The 17,729-nt window shown below is 64.4% G+C and carries 22 protein-coding genes; all 22 read left to right on the top strand.

Going from position 1 to position 17,729, the window contains the following annotated elements:
• The first annotated feature begins 750 nt into the window (after nt 1–750).
• Entirely contained in the window at nt 751–1,341 is a 591-nt protein-coding gene (locus tag Bsp3421_RS14075; protein WP_273996549.1) for a phage neck terminator protein, read from the top strand.
• A gap of 9 nt (nt 1,342–1,350) precedes the next feature.
• Nucleotides 1,351–2,826 carry a DUF3383 domain-containing protein gene (locus Bsp3421_RS14070; RefSeq protein WP_273996548.1) on the top strand — a complete coding sequence of 492 codons (1,476 nt, stop codon included), beginning with the start codon at nt 1,351–1,353 and terminating at the stop codon, nt 2,824–2,826.
• Nucleotides 2,827–2,841: 15 nt separating this feature from the next.
• Complete coding sequence (locus Bsp3421_RS14065; RefSeq protein WP_252986759.1) at nt 2,842–3,282, top strand: phage structural protein; 441 nt, start codon at nt 2,842–2,844, stop codon at nt 3,280–3,282.
• Nucleotides 3,283–3,284: 2 nt separating this feature from the next.
• Nucleotides 3,285–3,809, top strand: a complete 525-nt coding sequence (locus Bsp3421_RS14060; RefSeq protein WP_273996547.1) for a phage tail assembly chaperone — start codon at nt 3,285–3,287, stop codon at nt 3,807–3,809.
• 5 nt (nt 3,810–3,814) lie between these two features.
• Nucleotides 3,815–4,000 carry a DUF6889 family protein gene (locus Bsp3421_RS34375; RefSeq protein ID WP_443111515.1) on the top strand — a complete coding sequence of 62 codons (186 nt, stop codon included), beginning with the start codon at nt 3,815–3,817 and terminating at the stop codon, nt 3,998–4,000.
• Entirely contained in the window at nt 3,993–5,372 is a 1,380-nt protein-coding gene (locus tag Bsp3421_RS14055; protein WP_273996546.1) for a hypothetical protein, read from the top strand. Before Bsp3421_RS34375 ends, Bsp3421_RS14055 begins: the two co-directional genes overlap by 8 nt.
• 85 nt (nt 5,373–5,457) lie before the next feature.
• Complete coding sequence (locus Bsp3421_RS14050; protein ID WP_273996545.1) at nt 5,458–6,276, top strand: hypothetical protein; 819 nt, start codon at nt 5,458–5,460, stop codon at nt 6,274–6,276.
• Nucleotides 6,277–6,284: 8 nt separating this feature from the next.
• Nucleotides 6,285–6,848 carry a phage baseplate protein gene (locus Bsp3421_RS14045; RefSeq protein ID WP_273996544.1) on the top strand — a complete coding sequence of 188 codons (564 nt, stop codon included), beginning with the start codon at nt 6,285–6,287 and terminating at the stop codon, nt 6,846–6,848.
• Entirely contained in the window at nt 6,845–7,153 is a 309-nt protein-coding gene (locus Bsp3421_RS14040) for a phage baseplate plug family protein (protein WP_273996543.1), read from the top strand. The genes Bsp3421_RS14045 and Bsp3421_RS14040 overlap by 4 nt, the downstream gene beginning before the upstream one ends.
• Nucleotides 7,150–7,980, top strand: a complete 831-nt coding sequence (locus Bsp3421_RS14035; RefSeq protein WP_273996542.1) for a hypothetical protein — start codon at nt 7,150–7,152, stop codon at nt 7,978–7,980. The genes Bsp3421_RS14040 and Bsp3421_RS14035 overlap by 4 nt, the downstream gene beginning before the upstream one ends.
• 276 nt (nt 7,981–8,256) lie before the next feature.
• Entirely contained in the window at nt 8,257–9,003 is a 747-nt protein-coding gene (locus Bsp3421_RS14030) for a Gp138 family membrane-puncturing spike protein (protein WP_273996541.1), read from the top strand.
• 9 nt (nt 9,004–9,012) lie between these two features.
• Entirely contained in the window at nt 9,013–9,366 is a 354-nt protein-coding gene (locus tag Bsp3421_RS14025) for a hypothetical protein (protein WP_273996540.1), read from the top strand.
• Entirely contained in the window at nt 9,363–10,541 is a 1,179-nt protein-coding gene (locus Bsp3421_RS14020) for a baseplate J/gp47 family protein (RefSeq protein ID WP_273996539.1), read from the top strand. Before Bsp3421_RS14025 ends, Bsp3421_RS14020 begins: the two co-directional genes overlap by 4 nt.
• Nucleotides 10,541–11,203, top strand: a complete 663-nt coding sequence (locus Bsp3421_RS14015) for a DUF2612 domain-containing protein (RefSeq protein ID WP_273996538.1) — start codon at nt 10,541–10,543, stop codon at nt 11,201–11,203. The genes Bsp3421_RS14020 and Bsp3421_RS14015 overlap by 1 nt, the downstream gene beginning before the upstream one ends.
• An 8-nt stretch (nt 11,204–11,211) precedes the next feature.
• Nucleotides 11,212–12,753, top strand: coding sequence for a hypothetical protein (locus Bsp3421_RS14010; protein ID WP_273996537.1), 1,542 nt, complete (start codon nt 11,212–11,214; stop codon nt 12,751–12,753).
• 11 nt (nt 12,754–12,764) lie between these two features.
• Entirely contained in the window at nt 12,765–12,953 is a 189-nt protein-coding gene (locus tag Bsp3421_RS14005) for a hypothetical protein (protein ID WP_273996536.1), read from the top strand.
• A 179-nt stretch (nt 12,954–13,132) separates the two neighbouring features.
• Complete coding sequence (locus Bsp3421_RS14000; protein ID WP_273996535.1) at nt 13,133–13,588, top strand: hypothetical protein; 456 nt, start codon at nt 13,133–13,135, stop codon at nt 13,586–13,588.
• Between the two features lie 287 nt (nt 13,589–13,875).
• Nucleotides 13,876–14,550 carry a hypothetical protein gene (locus Bsp3421_RS13995; protein ID WP_273996534.1) on the top strand — a complete coding sequence of 225 codons (675 nt, stop codon included), beginning with the start codon at nt 13,876–13,878 and terminating at the stop codon, nt 14,548–14,550.
• Complete coding sequence (locus Bsp3421_RS13990; RefSeq protein ID WP_273996533.1) at nt 14,550–15,134, top strand: hypothetical protein; 585 nt, start codon at nt 14,550–14,552, stop codon at nt 15,132–15,134. Before Bsp3421_RS13995 ends, Bsp3421_RS13990 begins: the two co-directional genes overlap by 1 nt.
• A gap of 242 nt (nt 15,135–15,376) precedes the next feature.
• The gene (locus Bsp3421_RS13985) at nt 15,377–15,607 is read left to right on the top strand and encodes a hypothetical protein (RefSeq protein WP_273996532.1); all 231 of its coding nucleotides are present in this window, start codon (nt 15,377–15,379) and stop codon (nt 15,605–15,607) included.
• Entirely contained in the window at nt 15,600–16,097 is a 498-nt protein-coding gene (locus Bsp3421_RS13980; protein WP_273996531.1) for a lysozyme, read from the top strand. The genes Bsp3421_RS13985 and Bsp3421_RS13980 overlap by 8 nt, the downstream gene beginning before the upstream one ends.
• Nucleotides 16,098–16,197: 100 nt before the next feature.
• Nucleotides 16,198–17,628, top strand: a complete 1,431-nt coding sequence (locus Bsp3421_RS13975) for a hypothetical protein (RefSeq protein ID WP_273996530.1) — start codon at nt 16,198–16,200, stop codon at nt 17,626–17,628.
• The last annotated feature ends 101 nt before the right edge of the window (nt 17,629–17,729 follow it).

Raw genomic sequence — 17,729 nt, 5'->3', positions numbered from 1 at the left:
GTTGTCGATCCAGGCTCCGTTTTCAATGTGAATGTCTGTAAATCAATAAAAAATAATTCATTAAGATTAAGATATCGAATGTGAATTGTTGAAAATTAATGGTGGCGGCTTGATATCTTGATTTTCTCTTCCGGCTACTTGTCGAGTCAAAAGAGTTGCATTAAAGTGATACTCAGATTACCGAACCCGCTTAAGTGCGCGACTGATTCCTTCCCGGGGGAGAGGTGCGTCGGGAGGACGGCCTGCCTTGTGCAGGCTTTTGTTTTTCGGGGTTGGTGTTGATGCGGTGTGCTCGCCGCATGCCGTATATCCGATGAGAGTGGCAACATTAAAAATCATGCCCATGCAATATGGAAGAGTGATGATTGCGGTCTTGTGGAAATATAAAAATATTTTCGACAGGCGCTTGCAGGCAAATTTTTAATGAATTAAATTAATATCCAGATGACCGAAACCGCTTAATTGCGCGACCTGTTCCCTTCCGGGAGGTCGGCATATGTAGAACGCCCGCCTAGTGCGGGCTTTTTGTTTTGCTTCTCGCATTTCTGCTGCATCCGATGTCCCGCGTCGCGGATTCGTCGCAGCGAAATTTCTGATTCACCGGCTGGAACCGGCACACGAACCTGACACCAGGAACGCGTCCGCGGCCGATCTCGCTTGCTTGCGATCGGCCGCGATGTTCCCGCCTCGCCTCCGGACAACGTGCGACCTCGCGCGCTGCCGGATAGGCATTCCTTCGGAATGAACTCCATGAACGACAACTCAACGGGCGGCTACCTCGCGTCAGGCAATGGCGCGCCTCCGGAAAACGACGACGCCTTCGACGCGCAGCTGCATGCCTTGATCGCGGGCGTCACCGGCCTGCCGGACGCGCAGATCAAGTCGCACCTGCAGATGGCGGGCCAGCCCGATCCCGATCCGACCGTCGACGCGTGCGTGTTCGGCGTGACCGCGCTGACCCAGGACGCGGCGCCGTCGATCGTGCACGACGGCGCCGGCGATGGTCAGGATCTTTACACCCGGCACCAGTCGATCGACGTGCTGGCGACGTTTTATGGCCCCCGCGCCCGAGGTTACGCCCAGCGTTTCGTCGATGGCTGCGCGGTGCCGCAGAACCGCGAACAGCTGCAGGCACACGACCTGGCGTTCGTCGGCACGAGCGAGATCCGCGCGGCGGCGGATCCCGCGAGTCAGCAGTGGGCGCGGCGCTGCGACCTCACGGTCACGCTGCGCCGCAAGCTTGTCCGGACCTATGCGGTCCGTCACCTCGAATCGGCCACGCTGGCGACGACGACTGATGCGTCGAATCCCGTGGCCGGCATTTGCAACATCCACCACTAGGAGTCCAGCATGTCCAATGGATTGCCGGTATCGCGCCTGATCAATGTCTCGATCAACATGTCGCCGCTCGCGGCGCAGGGCGCGAACCTGAACACGGCACTGATTCTCGGCGCGTCGGCCGTCATCGATACCACCGAGCGTCTGCGCGCCTACGGCAGTATCGATGCGGTGACGGCCGACTTCGGCACCAATGCGCCCGAGTATGTCGCGGCCGCCCTGTACTTCAACCAGACGCCGCAGCCGCGCGCCCTGTGCATCGGCCGCTGGGCCAAGACGGCGACCGCCGGTTCGTTGCGCGGCGGCGTGCTGTCCGCGGCGCAGCAGGACATCGGCGCATGGCGCGCGATCACGGCCGGCGCGTTCAAGATTTCGGTCGACGGCGCCGCGAAGAGCGCATCGGGTCTCGACTTCTCGGCGCAGACCAACCTGAACGGCGTCGCCACGGTGCTCAACACGGCACTGCCGGGCGTGACCTTCGCCTGGACCGGCCAGCAGTTCGTCGCGACGTCGGGCACGACGGGCGCGAAGTCGACGGTCGGCTATGCGTCCGCGCCGCAGGCCGGCACCGACGTGTCGGCGCTGCTCGGCCTGACGAGCGACGTCGCCGGCGCGCCGGTCACCGGCATCGCGGCCGAGCAGCCGACCGATGCCGTCGCGCTGTTCCTCGATCGTTTCGCGAACCAGTTCCTCGGCCTGTCTATCGCCGACGCGTCGGTCGCCGACGATCAGCACATCGCGGTCGCGAACCTGATCGAGGCGGACCAGCGTCACCTGTACGGCGTCACGACGCAGAATCCGCAATCGCTCGACGCCACGGTGGCGACCGATCTCGCGAGCCGTCTCAAGACGCTCAAGCTCAAGTACACGATCGCGCAGTATTCGAGCGCGTCGCCGTATGCGGTGGTGTCGCTGCTCGGCCGGCTGTTGACCGTGAACTTCAACGGCAACAACACGACGATCACGCTGATGTTCAAGCAGGAGCCGGCCGTGGCGGCCGAGGCGCTCACCACGTCGCAGGCAAACGCGCTGCAGGCGAAGCGCTGCAATGTGTTCGTCGCGTACAGCAACGACACGTCGATCATCCAGCAAGGTGTGACGCCGAGCGGGATCTTCGCGGATTCGGTCTACAACGCGATCTGGTTCCGCAACCGCATCGAGACCGACGTCTACAACCTGCTGTACCAGAGCCCGACCAAGGTGCCGCAGACCGACGCCGGCAACGCACAGATCGCCGCGCAGATCTCGGCTGCCTGCGAGGCGGCGGTGAACAACGGCTATCTCGCCGCGGGCGTGTGGAACAGCGCCGGTTTCGGCGCGCTCGCGCAGGGCGACACGCTGGAGAAGGGCTACTACGTGTACGCGCCGCCGATCGCGACGCAGTCGCAGGCCGATCGCGAGGCGCGCAAGGCGGTGCCGTTCCAGGTCGCCGCCAAGGAAGCCGGCGCGATTCACAGCGTCGACATCCTCATCAACGTCAACCGGTAAGGAGAGGAAATCAACATGGCAACCTACAGTTTCCAGGACGTCACCGCGACGCTCGTCGGCCCCGGCGGGGTCTTTTCGCTGGGCTCCGGCTCGGGCAACGCGGACGAAGGCATCACCATCGCGGCCGCGGGTGACAAGAACACGATGACCGTCGGCGCCGACGGCGAGGTGATGCACACGCTGCACGCCGACAAGTCCGGCACGGTGACGATCCGTCTGCTCAAGACCTCGCCGTCGAACGCGAAGCTGATGTCGCTCTATCAGGCTCAGTCGCTCGACAGCCGCCTCTGGGGCAAGAACCTGATCGCGATCGGCCAGGCGGCCGCGGGTGATGTCGCGACGGCGCGCACCTGCGCGTTCAAGAAGGTGCCGGACATCAAGTACGCGAAGGATGGCGACGTGCTCGAGTGGGTGTTCGACGCGGCCAAGATCGACCGGATGCTCGGAGCGTACTGACCATGGCGACGGAAATCGAATTGAACGGCGAGCGTTACGCCGTCGGCAAGCTGAGCGCGCTGCAGCAGTTTCATGTGTCGCGCCGGATTGCACCGATCATCCCGTCGCTGATCCCGGTCCTGATGCGGTTCGCGACCGGGTACGACGCGCTCGTCCCGGTCCGCGGGCCGGCCGACGCGCCGGAGGCGGCGGGCGCTGCGGACGCCCGGGAGGACGCGGGCGCGGTGCGCGACGTGCTGCGGATGGTCGATGTCGTGACGCCGGTGCTGCAGCCGTTCGCGGATGCGCTCGCGGGTCTGCGCGACGAGGATGCGGAGTATGTGTTCGGCACCTGCCTGTCGGTGGTCGAGCGGCGCCAGGATCACGGCTGGTCGCGCATCTGGTCGCCGGCCCAGCAGACGGCGATGTTCGACGACCTCGACCTCGGCGTGATGCTGCCGCTCGTCGCGCGCGTCGTGATCGCCAATCTCGGCCCTTTTATTCGCGGGCTGCTTACCAGCCAAACGAGCAGCCCGGCGGCGATCTAGGCTGGATCCGGACGCTGCCCGGGGGCGAGGACTGGATCCTCGCTCCCGTCCTCGAGGGGCTCTGCACGTTCGAGAGCCTGAAGGACGGGACGCTGGATCTGGCCGACGTCGCGTTGCTGAACGACGCGCTCGCCGTCCGGGCGGACAACCACGCGGCCCTGCGCCGCAAGCTGGAGCGGGAACATGGCTGACACCTATGAGATGAGCGAACCCCTGGTCATTCCACGGTTCCGGTTCGACGACAAGGGCGACAAGAAGAAGCTCGACGACTTCAAGACGAGCGTCGAGGAAATGGCCAAGAGCGTCGGCGATCTGTTCAAGAAGGTCTCGGACGGCGCGAAGCAGGCCGGGAACGAGCTGGTCGCGCTGACCGCGAAGGTCGAGAAGCTGAACGACGCGGCGGGACGCAAGGGCACCGGAACGAAGCGCCAGAAAGTGCTCGATATTGCGGCCGGCGGCGTCGAGCAGATCTCGGAAGGCGCGAAGAAGGCGGGCGAGGGCCTGGTCTCGGTGGCCGAGAAATACGAGACCCTGTATTTCGCGTCGCGGCGCGCAGGCGCCTCGGCGGCGAACCTGAAGGCGTTTGAATACGCGGCGCGCGACGTCGGCGTCACCACCGAAGAGGCGGAGGAGGCCGTCGGAAACCTGTCGGATGCGTTGAGCAGGACGCCCTCGAACGAAGGTCTCTTGAAGAAGATGGGCATCCAGACGCGCGATGCCAAGGGCCAGCTGCGCGACTCGGCGGAACTGCTCGCTGAAATGGCCGCGCGCATGGACAAGCTGCCGGCCGGCGAAGCGAGGAAGCTGGGCGAGACCTTCGAAATCGATGACAAGACCTTGTCCGCGCTGCGCGACGGGGATTTCGCGAAGTCGTTCGCGCGCAATCGCGAGGTGATGCGGAAGACCGGCCTGAACCAGACGGCGGACGACGCGCATCGGGCGGCGGCGGAGCTGCGCGAACTGGGCGTGACGTACGACAACCTGGTGCTGCAGGCGCAGGGTGCGCTGCTGCACGGCGCGGGGCCGCTGATCAAGCAGTTCCGGCAATGGACCGACGAGCATCGCGAGGTGATCGAGAAGCGCGGCGGCGAAGTGGCGGGCGTGGTCGGAAAGGGCACCGAGGCGGTGGGCGGCGGGGTGCTGTTCGTCGCGGACCAGTTCGCCGCCCTCGATACGGCCACGGGCGGATGGTCGACGCGCCTCATGCTGCTGATCGGTGCGTTCAAGGTGCTGGGCGGGAGCAAGCTGATCGGCGGAATCAAGGAGCTGGTGGAGGCGCTGGGTTCCGTGGGCGAGGCGATCGAGGCAACGGAAGGCGGCGCGGCAAAGGCGGGCCTTGCGAAGCGGATCGGCGGCGGCGTCAAGCGGATGGCCGGCTGGGTCGCCGAGAAGGCGGGCACCCTGCTGGAGCGGGGGCGCGGCGCGGCCGGACGGATGTGGACGGGCGCCGGCAAGCTGATGGAGCGCGCGGGGCCGGTCGCGCGCGGAGCGATGGAGCGTACAGGGCTGTTCGTGCGCGGGGCGGCGGGCGTGCGGGCCGCTCGTACGCGGGGCGCTGGGTGAGATCGGCGGATTCGCGGGTCGGGCCTGGCCGTGGGTGGGTGGGCCGTTGGCGGCGGGGCTCGAATTGATGCTGTATAGCGGGGGAATGAAGAAGGACGAATTCGAGGACGTCCGCGAGTGGCAGGCCAAGGCGAAAAAAATCTGGGATGCGAAACAGGCGTCGCCGTCGGGTGATCCCGGCGCGGGGCGCGGTCTTGCCCATTCGATGTTCGCGCAACTGATCGCACGCGGCGAGGGCGACTATGGCTCGGTCAATCGCGGCAAGGCGCATGGCTACAAGTCGGGCGCCGAGGACCTGGAGAACATGACGGTCGCGGAGGTCATGGCGGCGCAGCGCAGCCACCGCTTCAACGCGGCCGGGCGCTACCAGATCATCGGCGACACCTTGTCGGACGCGGCCGCGTCGCTGGGGCTGAGCGGAAGCGAGAAGTTCGACCGCGGGATGCAGGACCGGATCTTCGAGGACTACCTCGTCAAGACCAAGCGGCGCGGCATCATGGATTTCGTGACGGGGAAAAGCGGCCAGGTGCGCGATGCCGTATACGCGACGGCGAAGGAATGGGCAAGCGTGGCGGTCCCCGCCGGCATGCGGACCGAATCCGGACGGATTTCGGATGGCCGGATGACGTTCTACGACCGTCAAGGCAAGAATCGCGCGTCGATCACGGAAGCGCAGATGACCCAGGCGATCGAGAACACGCGGGCGATGTACCAGATGCCCGGGCTCGACGGCGCGGCGGGCTTCGGCGACGCGGCGGGCCCGCGCCCGGTCGAGATCCGGCAGAACGTCACGATCGAGATCAACGGCGTGCAGGATGCGGGCGCGACCGGCCGCGAAGTGGCGCGCCACCAGGCGCGGGTCGCCAACGACCTGGCCCGACAAGTGGGAGGGGTGCTGCAATGATGTTCGACATGGTCTTGCTATCGAGCAAGTGGATCGACAACATCGAGATCGCAGTCTCGATCGAGGAGCAGTACAACGACGAGCTGACGATCGTCGATCATCCCGTCGAGAACGGGGCGCAGATCAGCGATCACGCCTATCGCCGGCCGAGCGAAGTGATCCTGCAGTGCGGCTGGTCGAACGCCGATTACAAGGCACTGCTCGGCGCGTCGCAGACGAATTTCAACGGCACGCTGTCGAACCCGGACTACGTGAACGGCGTGTATTCGCGCCTGCTTGCGCTGCAGCAGCGGTGCGAGAGGTTCAACGTCACGACGAGCCGGCGGCGGTACAGCAACATGCTGATCGCGGGGCTCGCGGTCAGCACCGACGTGAAGAATCGCGCGGCGTTGATCGTCAAGGCGACGCTGCGCGAGATCCTGGTGGTCGACACGAAGGCGACGACGCTCGCGCCAAGGGCGAATCAGGCGCAGCCGGCCGCGACGTCGGAACTCCAGGACCAGGGCACGAAGCAGCTCGCGCCCGCCAACCCCGCGCCGGGCGGCGCGTCTCCACCGGACCAATGGCGATGACGATCTATGAAATCCCGCTTTCGGGCGACAACCAGACCTTCAAGATCTCGCTGGGCGGCGTGCTGTACCGGCTCACGCTCGTGTATCGCGGGCCCGGCGGCTGGGTGCTCGACATCGCGGATGTCAACGGCGGCCCGCTGGTGGCCGGGATTCCGCTCGTGACGGGCATCGACCTGCTCGCGCAGTACGCACACCTCGGCTTCGCGGGCGCGCTGCGGGTGCAGGGCGCGGCGCATCCCGACGATGTGCCCGACTTCGACAACCTGGGCGCGGGTGCGCGCCTGTACTGGGTGACCGACCAATGAGCACGACTCAATTCGGCCGCAAGGCATCGCTGGTCGTCGGGCCGGCGGCGGGCGATGCGCTCGACCTGTCGGCGCTGCGTTTCAGCTTCGAGATCCGGCGCGACGACATCCAGACGCTCAACCGCCTGCATGTGCGGATCTTCAATGTGTCGGACAACACCGCGAACCGGCTGCAAGGCGAGGAATTCACGCGGGTCGTGCTGCAGGCCGGCTACGCGCAGGGCGCATATGGCGTGATCTTCGACGGCAACATCACGCAGACGCGGCGCGGCCGGTCGAGCCCGACGGAAACCGTGATCGAGATCGACGCAGCGAGCGGCGATGACTGGTACACGAACGCCGTGGTCGAGCAGACCTTCGCGGGGGGCTCGACCAGCATGGATCACGTGCAGGCGGCCATCGAGACGATGAAGCCGTACGGCCTGAGCGTCGGCTACCTGCCGGCATTCGAGGTGAAGCCCGCTGCCGCGCGGCAAGCTCGTGTTCGCGATGGCGCGCGATGTCCTGGAGAACGCCGCGCGCAACCTGGGCGCGGACTGGTCGATCCAGGACACGCAGTTCCAGATGGTGCCGCAGAACAGCTACATCCCGGGCGACGCGCTCGAATTGAGCTCGAGCACGGGCATGATCGGGATGCCGACCCGGGAGCAGAACGGGGTCACGGTCAAGTGTCTGTTGAATCCGAAGGCAAGCGTCTCGGGCCTGGTTCGGATCGAGGAGAAGAGCCTGTCGAAGACGGTCGTGAAACCCGGCGAAAACGGTGCCGGTTCGCCGGCCAGGACGACAGGCGCCGATCCGGCGAAGCCGCGCAGCGATGGTCTATATAAGATCGTGAAGGTCGAGCATGAAGGGGATACGCGCGGCACCGCGTGGTATTCGACGCTGACGTGCGTGGCTGTCGATCAATCGATTTCGCCGTCCGCGACGGGAGGCGGTGTGTGGGGCCCGTGAAGCCAAGAGGCTGAGTGCGGTCCGCAGGGCGGATGATCGAGCGGTTCCGGTTATGTCGATCATGATTCGCACTGCACATTACTGGGCGACGCACGACCCGTCAGGCGCACTGCCGGCCGACCAACCAGCAATTCGTTCTTTTTCTTTCAGCGATGGACAAACTTCAGAAATACGGCGATTCGGCGGCCGCACTGCGCGCCATGCTGCGTACGTCGCGCAGCGATCTCTGGACCGCGCTGCCGGCCATCGTCGATTCGTTCGACGCGGCCCTGCAAACCTGCGCGGTACAGCTGGCGATCAAGCCGCAGCGCCAGGCGGCGGACGGCGCCGTGGCCTCGATTCCGTTCAAGGTGCTGGTCGATTGCCCGGTGCAGTTTCCGGCGGGCGGCCAGTGCGCGTTGACCTTTCCCGTCATGCCCGGCGATGAGTGCCTGGTGGTGTTCGCGTCGCGCTGCATCGACGCCTGGTGGCAATCGGGCGGCGTGCAGGATCAGGCGGAACTGCGCATGCATGACCTGTCGGACGGCTTCGTGCTGCTCGGCTACCGCTCGCGGCCGCGCGCGCTGGCCAACGTCAGCGGGCACTCCACGCAACTGCGCAGCGACGACGGCGCGACCTATATCGATCTCGATCCGAGCCGGCAGAAGGTGACGATCGTCGCGCCCGGCGGCTTTGACGTGATCGCGCCGCAATCGACGTTCTCGGCGGCGGTGACGATCCAGGGCCTGTTGACCTTCGTCGGCGGCATGGTCGGCAGCGCGACGAGCGGCGCGGCCGCGAGGATCAGCGGCGCGATCGACTTCGTCGGACAGGTGCTGGCGAACGGCAAGCGCATCGACGATACGCATACCCATGGCGGTGTCCAGCCCGGCGGCGGCAACACCGGCAACGTCAACTGAGGCATTTCGATGCGATACCGAAAACTCGATACCGATGGCGATTACGTGTTTGGCGGGCAATCCGCCGATTTCCTGGCCGATTCTCCCGAGGCCGTCGCGCAGGCCGTGCTCACGCGCCTGAAGCTGCTGCGCGGAGAGTGGTTCCTCGATACGTCGGCGGGGATGCCGTGGACGACCGAGGTGCTCGGCAAGTACACGGGAGGCGCCTACGACGCGGCGATCCGCCAATGCATCCTCGGCACGCAGGGCGCGGCGGAGATCACGGACTACGCGAGCACGCTGGATTCCGGGCAGCGCACGCTGACGGTGACCGCGGCGCTCGACACCCTTTACGGCCCCACTCAGATACAGGTGACCTTGTGACGCTTTCCACCCTTGCACCCACGATCGACGCGAACGGCATCACGGCGCCGGCCTATGCCGATGTGTTGGCGTACCTTCAGGACAAGTTCCGCGCGATCTACGGCGTCGACGCCTACCTCGAACCCGACAGCCAGGACGGCCAGCTGCTCGCGGTGTTCGCGAAGGCGATGAGCGACGTCAACGCGACCGCGATCGCGATCTACAACGCCTTCAGCCCGGCCACGGCGCAGGGCGCCGCGTTGTCGAGCAACGTGAAGATCAACGGCATCGCGCGCAAGCTCGCGTCGTACTCGAGCGTCGACCTGCGGCTCGTCGGACAGGCGGGCGCGACCATCACGAACGGCACGGCCCGGGACGAGAACGGCGAGAAGTGGCAGTTGCCCGCGAGTGTCGTGATTCCGCCGAGCGGCGAAATCACCGTGACCGCGACCTGCGCGCGGATCGGCGCGGTGGCGGCGCGGGCCGGCACGGTGGCGCAGATCGCGACGCCGATGCGCGGCTGGCAGAGCGTGATCAATCCGGCGGATGCGGCCGTCGGCGCGCCGGTCGAGTCGGATGCGGCGCTGCGGCTGCGGCAGACCATCTCGACCGCGCTGCCGTCGATGACCGTGCTCGACGGGATCATCGGCGCGGTCGCGAACGTGGTTGGCGTGACGCGCTATGTCGCCTACGAGAACGATACGAGCGACACGGACAAGAACGGCATTCCGCCGCATGCCGTGTCGCTGGTGGTCGAGGGCGGCGACGCGCAGCTGGTCGCGCAGGCCATCGCCTCGAAGAAGACGCCGGGAGCGGGCACCTTCGGCCAGACGGCGGTGGTCGTCAAGGACGTCTACGACCGTCCGATCACGATCCAGTTCTTCCGGCCCGCCGCGGCGCGCATCGTGGCCACCGTCAATCTGAAGGCGCTGGCGGGATATACGACGCAGACCGGGCAGCAGATCCGGCAGGCGGTGGCGGACTACGTCAACGCGCTGCCGATCGGCGGGGGGCTGTCGGGCAGCGTCGAGTGGGGCGATGCGCTGACGGCGGCCAACGGCGTGGGCGGCGGGCGGACCTTCAAGCTCGCGGGTCTCGCGTTGTCCGGACCGCGCGGGAGCGGCGCGCCCGATGTTCCGCTGCTGTTCAACGAAGCGGCGGCCTGTTCGCCGGACGACGTCACGGTGGTGATCTGATGGCCGAACTCGAGGAGTACATCGGCCTGATCACCTCCGAGCACCGGGAGCGGCCGCGCTTCTCGTCGACCGTGGGCGCGCTCGTGGGGCCGCTCGTGGAGCAGCTGAATGCCATCGGGTCGATGCCGGAGAAATTCGATCTCGATGTGGCGAAAGGCGTGCAGCTCGATGCGATCGGGATGTGGGTGGGGGTGTCGAGACGCATCAATGCGCAGCTCGCGAACGTCTACTTTTCGTTCGACCTCTCGGGCATCGGCTATGACCAGGGGATCTGGAAAGGGCCTTACGACCCGGACATGGGCCTGGTGATGCTCGACGACGACACGTACCGGCTCGTGATCCGCGCGAAGATCGGTGCGAATCATTGGGACGGGACGCTGGCGTCGAGCGCGGCCATTCTGAACAGCATCTTCGGCCCGGATACGCATGCGTTTTTCGAGGACAACCAGGATATGTCGATGACGATCGGCATTTCGGGGAGGGTGCCGTCGGCGGTGTTCCTGGCGTTGCTGGCGGGCGGATACATCCCGTTGAAGCCGGAAGGCGTGCGCGTCAACTTCACACTCGTCACCACAGCAGACGGGGAGCCCCTCTTCGGGCTCGACATGGATAACCAATACGTCGCCGGGCTCGATCGCGGAGCATGGGGCGTTCCTGCATAGGAAGACAAATGGCAAACAATGATTTTCTCGTGTTCGGCGGGAATGGCGCGGCCAATGTGATCGATCAGGCGAGCTATTCCGCGATGGATGCGCGCGCGGGCGGGTTCTCGATCGGGATCGCGAAATCGGCGCAGGCGAACAAGGTGTGGCGGCAGAGTTCGATCATGGCGGCGGTGCTGGCTCAATTCATTGCGGACTGCACCGGCAAGGATGCGCGCGACGACGGCACGACGCAGGCGCTGCTTGCGAACCTGAAGCAAGCCGTTCCGGCGGCGGTGAATGACGCCGGCGTGAATTCATCGCAGAAGATCAACGGCGCGAATGCGGCGAACCTGCTCTTCAACGGGTCGGGGGAGTTCGGCAACGTGGGATGGGGCAGCAGCAATTTCCCTTCCGTCGCCGATGCGAAAGGTGGAGGGACGATTTTCCTGAACACGGCAGCAGTCTCCGTGGCGACCGAGGACGTGTCTGCAGTCGTTATGTGCGGTGCCGGCGTCCCGATGACGGTTTCAGGCGAGATGACCACGGGGGGCGTGAGTGCAGGTCGCGCCTATGTGATGCTTGAAGCGTTCACGTCGGGCGGCGCATCGCTCGGCGTTTTCGCCGGACCTGCGACGGTATCGAATGGTTCGTCATGGACCTTCGCGAACGTAAGCGGCGTTACGCCGACGGGGACGGCTCAAGTCGTCGTACGCCGGGGCGTCGACACTTCCCCCAACGTGCGGCCGTTCGGGCTTGGTTTCCGCCGAATCAAGATCGAGCGTGGCAACACCCCATCGCTCTACTCGCAGGAGGCGAGTATTGCCGCGGCCCCGATGCCGGTCGTCGGGTCGGTTCGGAATCTGACGATGTCCGTCGTTTCGCCGAGTGTGTCCGCAGCCATGACGGCCGATGAAATCGTCGTCGGGACTGCCCTCGGCGGCTTCGGCTACAAGCTCGCGAACTTCAATCAGACGATCAATCTTGCCACGACAGGGCTGGGCGGGATGGATATGGGCAGCGCGCCGGCATCGGGCTATGTCGCGCTCTACGCGATCTATAACCCGGCGAACGCACGGCAGGCCTTGTTGGCCACGGACGTAACCCGGACGTTGGCGCCTGAGGTCTACTCGGGCGTCAACCTGCCGCCGGGCTATACCGCATCCTCGCTGGTCAGCGTAGTGCGGACCAATGCAAATGGGCAATTTCTCCCGTTCCGGCAACTGGATCGCGCTGTCTGGGTGCCTCCCGTGGGAATCCTGGGCGTGGCGGTGGACGGCGGGCCGCAGTGGCACGCCGTCGATTGCTCCGGACTGTGCCCGAGGAACGCAAAGACATTCCGGGGATACGCGACAGCGGGGAACGACAGCGCGGGCGTATTCAACATCAGCATGGCAGGGGATGCGATCGGCAGCGGGAGCTTGACGTCGAACGTGGCGTCGACCGGCAGCTCGGCACAGTTTGTCAATGTACCGATCCTCACGCCTCAAACCATTTTCCTTTGGTATCGGTTCTTGGGAACGCCTGCTTCATTGGGGTTCACCTATATCGGCACGGGGTATACGTTCTAAGGAGAGGATCAATGGGATCTTTGCTTGTTGCGTTTCGCGATGCTGACGAACGGGAGATCATCGCATTCTTCACGTCGCCGCAGCCGATCGAAACTTTCCCGCATCAGGGCTCGATCGAGGCGCGAGATGAGCGCTACGCCGCGTTCTACGCCGCCTATCCTGAACGGTCGATGATTCTTCCAGATCCGGTATCAGTCTGATGGAATTCGTTGAGGATGCCGATCTATATGAGGGTGAGGTGGGCCGTTCGGCTTCTTAGTGCATTCGAAATACGCGGGAAGGGTAGGCGCCATGCGGTCGCGATCGATAGCAGCCGGCTATCTGTATCTGCATGGTCGGTGTCCGTGGCCCGTCCGGATCAATCTAGGTGAATTTAATTATGCAAAACAACGAATTTCTCGTTTTTGGCGGAGGACTGTCAGCCAGCGTGGTCGATCAGTCGACGTATGCTGCACTCCCTGCCCGCGTTTCCGGATTCCAGTCCGGGCTTGCTCAATCCAGGCAGCTGAACAAGGTTTGGCGACAGAGCTCGATCATGACGGCGGTACTGGCGCAATTCATCGCTGACTGTTCCGGCCGCGATGCGCTCGACGACGGTACGACGGAGACGTTGCTCGCGAACCTGAAAACAGCGGTGCCGGCAGCGGTGAACGCGGTTGGGGTGAACAGCGCGAAGAAGCTGAATGGCGTAAACGGGGCGAATCTGCTGTTCAACGGCTCCGCCGAGTTTGGCAATGCCGGATGGACGTCGAATATTTTTTTCGGCAATGGCGTCGCCGAACAACGACACATATTTTGCGAATGCGTTGGCGTTATCGGGTTCTCCGGTCGATGACGCGTCCGTCCAATTTCCACTGAGCGCGGGTATCCCGGTGACGATTTCCAGCGTGGTCTATACGTCTGGGATGAGCGGCGGTACGGCTCAGTTTCGCATCGAGGGCGTGAGCGCGTCGGGAGCGTCGCTTGGCACGATCTGCGCATCCGATACGTTGGCGGGGGGCTCGGGTTGGACATACCTCAGCGCCACCGGCATCACCCCCCGCAGGATGCGTTCGCGCCCTCGTCCATCGATATGTGAATGGCTCGCCATCGGGCGTGGCGGGTTCGGTCGGGTTTGGCCGCATGAAGGTCGAACTTGGAAATCAGCCATCGCTCTATTCGCAAGAAGCTGATCTTGCCGCGCTCGGCGTGGGCCCGAATGCCGCGCCGATCTTTGTCGGCGCGGCGCGCCAGCTTGGCCATGCGATGCAGTTCGGTCAGGCGGGAAGCTATCGAGGCATCGTGGCCGTGTCCGGCGACTATACGATTTCGAGCAGTGAATTTGGCTACCTGTTTCAGCCGCCGACCGGAAACGCCGGTGGATTCACGATCACGCTGCCGAGTGCCGTTGGCAACGGCGGGATGTGCCTTGCTTTCTACAACTCCAGTCCCGGCAACCTCACGCTCAATGCGGGTAACTTCAATACCTCATACGGAAGCACCCGGTCGATCGTCTTGCCGCCGAACTCGACGGCGATGCTCTGTTGCGACGGTTTCTCCTACAACGGCATTGGCGGGTCCGCCGGAATTGGATCAGGTGTCCGCCCAAGCAACCTGGGAGGCGTCGGCCAGTGGACGAACATCATGACGACGGGCGGTGGCGCGAACTGCTATTTCACGCTGCCCAGCGGCGGCGCGTGGGCGTACTGGTGTTCGAATGCAGGTTACAGCTTCTCGGGGATCGCAGCGGGAGGTTCGAATGTGGCGGGGCCTTTCACGGCGTCCGCTAGCGTTGGCTTTTGCTGGAGAATCGCATGATGGAGACCACGACTATGAAGCAGGATTCGATCACGTTCGCGCAACTGGGCTTCGGCCCTACCGTTACCGCCTCGTCCGCGTCGCCCGCGACGGATGGCTACGTCACCACCTTCAACAACCTCCCGTATCACATTCATCCGGTCGCAACACCCGATGCCTACTCAATGCTGGAAGCGGCGATCGCCTCGGGCGAAGTGAAGGTCAATCCTTACGTCGCGCCCGTCGTGACGCTCGCCGAAGCACGCAGCGCGAAAACCGCGGCGCTTTACGCGGCCTGCCAGACGGCGATCACATCCGGATTCGCGTCGTCGGCGCTCGGCAGCGTGCACACCTATCCGAGTGCGCTGACCGACCAGCTGAATCAGTCGGCCGTGGCGCAATACGCGATGGGCGGCTTGCTCTACTGCGAGGATTCCGCTGGAAAATGGGCATTGGTCGCGCATACGCAGACGCAGGCCCAAGGCGTGATGGCCGGCTTCGCGATTTGGGTCAATGCCTGCCAGTCCAGACTCGCTGCGTTGATGAGCGAGGTCGATGCGCAGCGCGCCGACGTCGCGTCGGTGCTTGGAATCACGTGGGAGTGACCGAACCTGTGCCGATTGGTTGATTCGGCGATGCCGGGTGTGCTCCGAGCGCTCGGCGCGCGTGTTTTCTTGAAACGCAGCGGCACGAATATCCGACGGTGCATGAACGACCAAGGGATCGAAGCGGATCTTGCTGTGCAGGGAAGGGCGTAGGAGATCGAGATGAAGGTCGTCATGCCGCCGCTATCGGCGGCGGACGGGCCGTGCTTCCCGCCCGATTCACGTCGAACAGGAATGACCGATTGTTCATCTTCGCCACCTTCGGGTGGCGGTTTCTTTTCGAGGGCGCGATGAAGAGCGAAATCATTGCAAGTGCCGTTAAGGCTGCGCCTGCCGTGGGCAGCAATTTCTGGCTGTGGCTGACGAGCCACGACATCAACTGGTATGTCGCGTTGGCGACACTGGGTTATATCGGCCTGCAGGCGGGCTACCTGATCAAGAATAAAGGAAAGCGGGAGTTCGCCGATGGCTGACAGGCCGAGCAAGACACTGGTGAGCATAGTGGGGGCTGCGACTGCAGCCCTTCTTTTTTCCACGGTTCCACAGCACGAAGGCATTCGACTGGTCGGTTATCTCGACCCGGTCGGGATTCCCACGAAATGCATGGGCGACACGACGAACGTCGTGGTCGGTCGACGATACAGCGACGCCGAATGCCGTGAGTCGCTCGAGCGTCAACTGATCGCGCACGCCGAACCGGTGTTGCGTTGCACGCCCGCCCTGAAAGGACACACGTATCAGCTCGCGGCTGCAGTCAGTTTCGCCTACAACGTCGGCGTATCGGCGTATTGCGCGAGCACGTCGGCCAAGCGTTTCAATACAGGGGACTGGCGTGGGGCCTGCCGCGCATTGAACCAATCCGACAGCGGTCAGCCGCAATGGGTGACGGCCAACGGGCGTGTGTTGCCCGGGCTGGTGAGGCGTCGCGCGGACGAGCGCGCATTGTGCGAGCGCGATCTTTGAGCGAAGCGGCGACGCGTGTGTTCGCAGTGTCGTCGGGTTGACGGCAGTAGATCGTGAAATTGCCAGTGCATTCAAATGATATAAATGTGGAATCCTACAAATGAAAGATTGGTTGATAGCCGCGTTGTTCAGCATCGCCCTGACTCAAGCGCCAATTTCCCACGCCGACCAGAATCTCGCGGTTTCCACGCTGTCCGCGACCGCGAGCATCTCTGGCCCCAGCGTGCAAACCACCCTGCAAGGCTGGCCCGACCAGCCCGGCACATACTGGCAAAGCCAGTTTCACGCGAACTGGAACGTCGTGCAAAGCCAGATCACCGACAACCCGACCGAATGGCAGATCTACACGCACGGCGCGCAGGGCATTGCGCGCACGCAAAGCGGAACCAACCAGGTGACGCTGCAAAACGGCGCGGCATTCAATCCGTCGTGGGCCGGCTTGCCGTACTTCTATCTGGACGGGACGCGCTACAAGGTCGCGTCGGTTCTCGATCCATCCCACCTGACGGTGCAGACCGCGACCGGCGGCCCGGTGACCTTTGCCGCGACCGAGGACGAGACCTACTACTTCGTCGCGACGTCGACGACGTCCACGGTCAACGTCAACGGCACCTCGGTCACCTACGTCGGCGGCCAGCCGTTTACCTCGGTCTTCGACAAGGGGATGGTCTACATCAACGGAATCGCGTATCCGGCGACTTTCCGGAGCCCGGTCAGCCTGACGCTCGGCGTCGACGCAGGCACGCTGACGAACGCGACCCTGCAGCAGTACGCGAACATCAACGACGAACTGGCCACGCTGCGCCTGCAAGGGCTGATGGGCGCGAACGAGGAGAACGTGGCATTGACGCTCCGTCCTGACGGCGCGTGGCTGCAGACGCTCTATGCCGGCCAGGGGCGTTATCGCCCGATGTTCCTCTCGGTCGGTGAGAATCCGGCTGGAACGATTGCCCCTTTGATCGGCTTGTATCCGAATGCGTCGATCGGCGGCCCCGGTACGTTGAGCCTGGGCGGGGCCTTGGTGAATCAAGCCGTTCGCATCGACCAGAACAGCAATAACGTCAACTATCTGTATCAGCAGGGCGGTGCACGCGGCTATTCTCCCTCGATCGCGGCGCGCGGCGCCGATGCGTCGGTGGGGCTCGCATTCGACGTCCAGGGCGCGAGCACCGCGAGCTTCACGTCGCATGCATTCTCGAATATCGAGTTTCAGGTGTTCGGCGTGGGCGGTACATCGTGGCTTGCTGTCGGCAGCAGCGCATTCGCGGCGCCAACCTTGTCCGCGAATGGCGCGGCCAACGACGTCGACGTCGTGTTGGCGCCGAAGGGATCGGGCCGGGTCGTGACCAACGGCGGGATTCGACTGCCGGTGACGACCGTTGCGGCATTGCCCGCATGCAACGGCGCGTCGAGAGGGCTCGTGTATGCCGTTTCCGACGCGGCATCGCCCACTTACGACAATACGTTGACAGGCGGCGGCGCGATGTCCGTGCCGGCCTATTGCAATGGGGCGAACTGGCGCGCGCACTGACCGGCGCTTGGCTGTCTGCCGCTATTCGAGCGGATACCCATTGCCCGGCTCGGCGCAATGAACGCGCGCCGCACGAAATCGACGGCGTGCGCGCACCCCCT

The organism is Burkholderia sp. FERM BP-3421 (assembly GCF_028657905.1).
In the GTDB taxonomy this organism is placed as follows: Bacteria; Pseudomonadota; Gammaproteobacteria; order Burkholderiales; family Burkholderiaceae; genus Burkholderia.
The sequence above is the reverse complement of the archived record's forward strand: the minus strand, read 5'-3'. Positions and strand labels throughout refer to the sequence as shown.